Raw genomic sequence first — 4,809 nt, forward strand, 5'->3', positions numbered from 1 at the left:
GGGTACGCGCGCGTACCCGCCGAAGTGGAACCGGTCGTCCAGGCTCCAGGTGCCCCGCGGTCCGCCGAACGCCCGCTCCTGGAGCCGCCGTATGTCGCCCGCCAGGAAGCCGCCCTTGAGCACCGGGACGCCGAGCGCCCGCTGCCCGGGGCCGAGACCGGCGGCGAGCCCGGCCAGCGTGCCGCCGGTGCCGCAGGCGACGGCGACCACGTCGGCGGCCCCGTCCAGCTCCGCGCCCAGGGCCCGGCAGCCGCGTACCGCCGCGGCGTTGCTGCCGCCCTCGGGCACCACGTACGCCTCCGGCGCCCCGGCCGCCGCCAGGAGGGCCGCCAGGGTCTCGGGCTCGGTCTTGCGGCGGTACGCCGAGCGGTCCACGAAGTGCAGCCGCATGCCGTCGGCGGCGCACCGCGCGAGGGAGTCGTTGAGCGGCCGGTCGGCCAGTTCCTGGCCGCGCACCACACCGACCGTGGACAGGCCGAGCAGCCGCCCGGCGGCGGCGGTGGCGCGCAGGTGGCTGGAGTAGGCGCCGCCGAAGGTCAGCACCGTCCGGCCGGCCGCCGCCGCCAGGTTCGGCGCCAGCTTGCGCCACTTGTTGCCGACCAGCGCGGGGTGGATCAGGTCGTCCCGCTTGAGCAGCAGCCGTACGCCGTGCCGCGCGAACCGCTCGTCGATGAGCTCCTGGACCGGCGAGGGCAGCCGGGGGCCGAGGGCGGCGGTACTGGTCACCGGGCCATTGTCACCCCGTGCGCCGGGGCGGGCCGGGGCGGGCCGGGGCGGGCCGGAGTCACTTGAGGCGGTCCCGGATGCGCTCGCGCATCGACGCCATCGTGAACCCGCGCGGGTCCACCTTCCCCGGCTGCCACTCCAGGTGCCCGATCACCGACCGCTGGTTCCAGCCGTGGTGCCGGCAGACCGCCGCCGCGGCCTTCTCGATGGCCTCCAGCTGGGCCTTGGGCCAGGGGTCGGCGCCGTCGCCGAGGTTCTCGCACTCGAACCCGTAGAAGCGGGCGTTGCCGTCGGTGTTCGCCTCGTTGTCCTTGGGCAGCGCCTTCTCGGCGATCACCGCGCGCAGCACGTCGTCGTCGCCGAGACCGGCGTGGTTGGCCCGGCCGTAGCCGACCAGGTGGACTCTGCCGTCCTTGGTGATGACGCCGTGGCACAGCGGGCCGGGCAGCCCCTCGTAGCCCTTGCGGCAGATGTCCACGGTCCGGGCGCTGCCCTTGGTCACCGTGTGGTGGATCATCACGCCGTGCACCGGGCCCCAGGCGCCCTTGGAGTTGCGGTTGTGCGTACGCCAGTCGCCCACCTCGACGACCGTGAGACCCTCCGCCCTCAGCGCCTTGAGGAAACCGCTCGCGGACATCGGTGTGGCCATCACCGGCTCCTTAGCCTTCGCGCGACCGCCCGACGCGGCCGCCTCGTACGGTGCTTGTACCAAAACGGAGCCGCGTCCACCGCCTGTTCGGCCGTCGTACGAGCCGATTCGGACAACTTCGCTGCCCCGCGGGCGCCTTCGAAGGGGCCGCCGGGTCCCGGGAGGGCGGGACGGAAGGCCCAAGTCTGCCCCGGCTGGGCCTGATCCATTCCCGCTCTTTCGGGTAATAGCACCGGCACGCTCCGTGAGGAAGGCTGGCCCCTGCACATCGATGCCCGTGCGCGGTCGCGCCGGGCATGACCGGGAGGGCAATTCCTTATGTCGGTAGGCGAAGAGGTCCGCACCGAGCAGACCAGGCCGCAGCAGAGCCTCGGCACGGCGGCCGCGCGGAACCTGGCCACCACGACCAAGTCCGTGCCGCAGATGCAGGAGATCAGCTCCCGCTGGCTGCTGCGCACGCTGCCCTGGGTGGACATCCAGGGCGGTACGTACCGCGTGAACCGGCGCCTGACCTTCGCCGTGGGCGACGGCCGGGTGACGTTCGTGAAGACCGGCGACCGGGTGGAGGTCATCCCCGCGGAGCTGGGCGAGCTGCCGGCCCTGCGGTCGTACGAGGACGACGAGGTGCTCTCGGAACTGGCCCGGCGCTGCGAGCAACGCCAGTACGGCCCGGGCGACGTGATCGCCTCGTTCGGCAACGCGAACGAAGAGGTCCACCTGCTGGCGCACGGCAAGGTGGAGAAGGTCGGCACCGGCCCCTACGGTGACGACGCGGTCCTCGGAGTCCTCGCCGACGGCGCCTACTTCGGCGAGCAGGCGCTGCTCGACGGCGACGCCATCTGGGAGTACACCGCCCGCGCGGTGACCGCCTGCACCGTCCTGGTGCTGCCCCGCCAGGCGGTGGACCAGGTCGCCGAGCGCAGCGACTCGCTGCGCGAGCACCTCCAGCAGCGCCGCGCGGAACCCCAGCAGGCCACCAACAAGCACGGCGAGAAGGCGATCGACCTCGCCGCCGGCCACAGCGGCGAGCCGGACATCCCGCACACCTTCGTCGACTACGACGCCAAGCCGCGCGAGTACGAGCTGAGCGTCGCCCAGACCGTGCTGCGCATCCACTCGCGCGTCGCCGACCTCTACAACCAGCCGATGAACCAGACCGAGCAGCAGATCCGGCTCACCGTCGAGGCGCTCAAGGAGCGCCAGGAGCACGAGCTGGTCAACAACCGCGAGTTCGGCCTGCTGCACAACTGCGAGTACGACCAGCGCATCCAGCCGCACGACGGCGTGCCGGGACCGGACGACCTCGACGAGCTGCTCAGCCGGCGCCGCGGCACCAAGCTGCTGCTCGCCCACCCGCGCGCGATCGCCGCGATCGGCCGCGAGCTGAACAAGCGCGGCCTGGTCCCCGAGACCATCGACATCGCCGGCAACCGCATCCCGACCTGGCGCGGCGTACCGATCTACCCGTGCAACAAGATCCCGGTCACCGAGGCCCGGACCACCTCGATCATCGCCCTGCGTACCGGCGAGGCGGACCAGGGTGTCATCGGCCTGCGCGCCACCGGCATCCCGGACGAGATCGAGCCGAGCCTGTCGGTGCGTTTCATGGGCATCAACGAACAGGCCGTCATCAAGTACCTGGTCACGGCCTACTACTCGGCGGCGGTGCTGGTGCCGGACGCGCTCGGCGTGCTGGAGAACGTCGAGATCGGCCGCTGGCGGTGACGTCCGGCGCCCGGACGCCGTGGGCCGGCCGGGGCGGGGGAAGTCCATGACGGACGTGTCGCTGAAACGGCACGTGACACCGGAAGAGCACGTGACACCACAAGGGCGCGGTCCCCTCGGGACACAGCGGGACGACGGGCCGCCGGCCGAGGGGTGGGGGCCCGCCGAGCCGGAGGGCGCCGACGGGCACGAGGCGGCGGACCTGCTGCGCCGGGCCCGGGCCTCGGTCGACCCGGAGCTGCGGTCCGCGCTCGGCTCCCTGCCGGGGCCGCTGGGCCGGGTGGCGCTGCACCACTTCGGCTGGCAGGAGGCGGACGGGACACCGGCGGCGGGCAACTCCGGCAAGGCGATCCGGCCCGCGCTGGTCCTCGCCTCGGCCGCCGCCCTCGGCGGTCCCGGGGCCGCGGCGGCGGCCGTGCGGGCGGCGGCCGCGGTGGAACTGGTGCACAACTTCACGCTGTTGCACGACGACGTGATGGACCGGGACACCACCCGGCGGCACCGGCCCACCGCCTGGACGGTGTTCGGCGACGCCGACGCGATCCTCGCGGGCGACGCGCTCCAGGCACTGGCGCTGAGACTGCTCGCCGAGGACCCGCACCCGGCGTCCCCGGTGGCCCTCGCCCGGCTCGCCGACTGCGTGGTGGAACTGTGCGCGGGACAGCAGGCGGACACGGCCATGGAGCGGCGCGGCCCGGTCGGCATCACCCTCGACGAGACGCTCGCCATGGCCGAGGCCAAGACCGGCGCGCTGCTGGGCGGTGCCGCCGCCCTGGGCGCGCTGTACGCGGGTGCCCCCGAGGAGGACGTACGGGCGCTGGACGCGTTCGGCCGCGAGGCCGGGCTCGCCTTCCAGCTGATCGACGACGTGATCGGCCTGTGGGGCGACCCGCGCCGCACCGGCAAGTCGGCCGGGGCGGACCTGGCGGTGCGCAAGAAGTCGCTGCCCGTGGTGGCCGCGCTCACCTCCGGCACCCCCGCGGCCGCCGAACTGGCGGCGCTGTACGCGCGGCCGTACGAGGAGGACACGGAGGACCTCGCCGCCACCGCGCTGCTGGTGGAGCGGGCGGGCGGCCGGGACTGGGCCCAGGCCGAGGCGGCCGACCGGATGGGCCGGGCGATGCAGGAACTGTCCCGGGCGGTACCCGACCCGGAGGCGGCGGGCGGCCTGCTCGCCCTGGCCGAGTTCGTGACCCGCAGAAACACCTGAGGCACCCCCTCGGGCAGCACCCGAGGACCGCGACCCCGGAGCCCGCAGAGCCGTACGGCGCCCGACGGCGTACGGCCGCACCGCCCGGCTCCGGCCGGACGGGCCCCGCACCTCGTCACGGGGTGCGGGGCCCGTCCTTCGGCGGTCCTGCGCCGCGGCGCGGGCCGCTCTACGCTGGAGGTATGGACAGCGGCCAGCAGGTCTGTCCGGTCTGCGGACAGCCTGTCGAAACGGTGGTCCGGCGCCACAAGACGCTGGGCGCGTGGGTACCGGTATGGGCCCCCGGCCCGTGCCGCGACCCCCAGTGCGCGGCCGGCCCCGAAGCGGCCGAAACGGCCGAGAAGGAACCCGGCCCGACGCGGAAGAAGACGACCCGGCCCGCCTGAGCATGCGCGCGCACGGCGAAGGGGCCCGGCCGGTGTGGACACTGTTGGTAAATGGTTCCTTGTTGCGTCCCGCTGCCGTCAGGCAGCGGGACGCAGTCGTTCGAACCGAGAGA

At 74.0% G+C, this 4,809-nt stretch carries 5 protein-coding genes; 3 read left to right on the forward strand and 2 right to left on the reverse strand.

Annotation, left to right across the window (positions count from 1 at the left end):
* A partial coding sequence (locus tag ACTT8P_RS37830) for a 1-aminocyclopropane-1-carboxylate deaminase/D-cysteine desulfhydrase (RefSeq protein WP_442836326.1) occupies positions 1 to 726 on the reverse strand: 726 nt, incomplete at its 3' end.
* A 58-nt stretch (positions 727 to 784) separates the two neighbouring features.
* Entirely contained in the window at positions 785 to 1,363 is a 579-nt protein-coding gene (locus tag ACTT8P_RS37835; protein ID WP_442836330.1) for an N-acetylmuramoyl-L-alanine amidase, read from the reverse strand.
* 330 nt (positions 1,364 to 1,693) lie between these two features.
* On the opposite strand from ACTT8P_RS37835, the gene ACTT8P_RS37840 reads away from it, so the two are divergent.
* The 3 genes from ACTT8P_RS37840 to ACTT8P_RS37850 all read left to right on the forward strand — a co-directional run bounded on the left by ACTT8P_RS37840 (position 1,694) and on the right by ACTT8P_RS37850 (position 4,696).
* Positions 1,694 to 3,100 carry a family 2B encapsulin nanocompartment shell protein gene (locus ACTT8P_RS37840; protein WP_442836327.1) on the forward strand — a complete coding sequence of 469 codons (1,407 nt, stop codon included), beginning with the start codon at positions 1,694 to 1,696 and terminating at the stop codon, positions 3,098 to 3,100.
* A gap of 46 nt (positions 3,101 to 3,146) precedes the next feature.
* On the forward strand, positions 3,147 to 4,310 hold the full coding sequence (locus ACTT8P_RS37845; protein ID WP_442836328.1) for a family 2 encapsulin nanocompartment cargo protein polyprenyl transferase: 1,164 nt from the start codon (positions 3,147 to 3,149) through the stop codon (positions 4,308 to 4,310).
* A 182-nt stretch (positions 4,311 to 4,492) separates the two neighbouring features.
* On the forward strand, positions 4,493 to 4,696 hold the full coding sequence (locus ACTT8P_RS37850) for a hypothetical protein (protein WP_442836329.1): 204 nt from the start codon (positions 4,493 to 4,495) through the stop codon (positions 4,694 to 4,696).
* Positions 4,697 to 4,809: the final 113 nt, after the last annotated feature.

The organism is Streptomyces sp. JW3 (genome assembly GCF_052216785.1).
Taxonomy (GTDB): domain Bacteria; phylum Actinomycetota; class Actinomycetes; order Streptomycetales; family Streptomycetaceae; genus Streptomyces.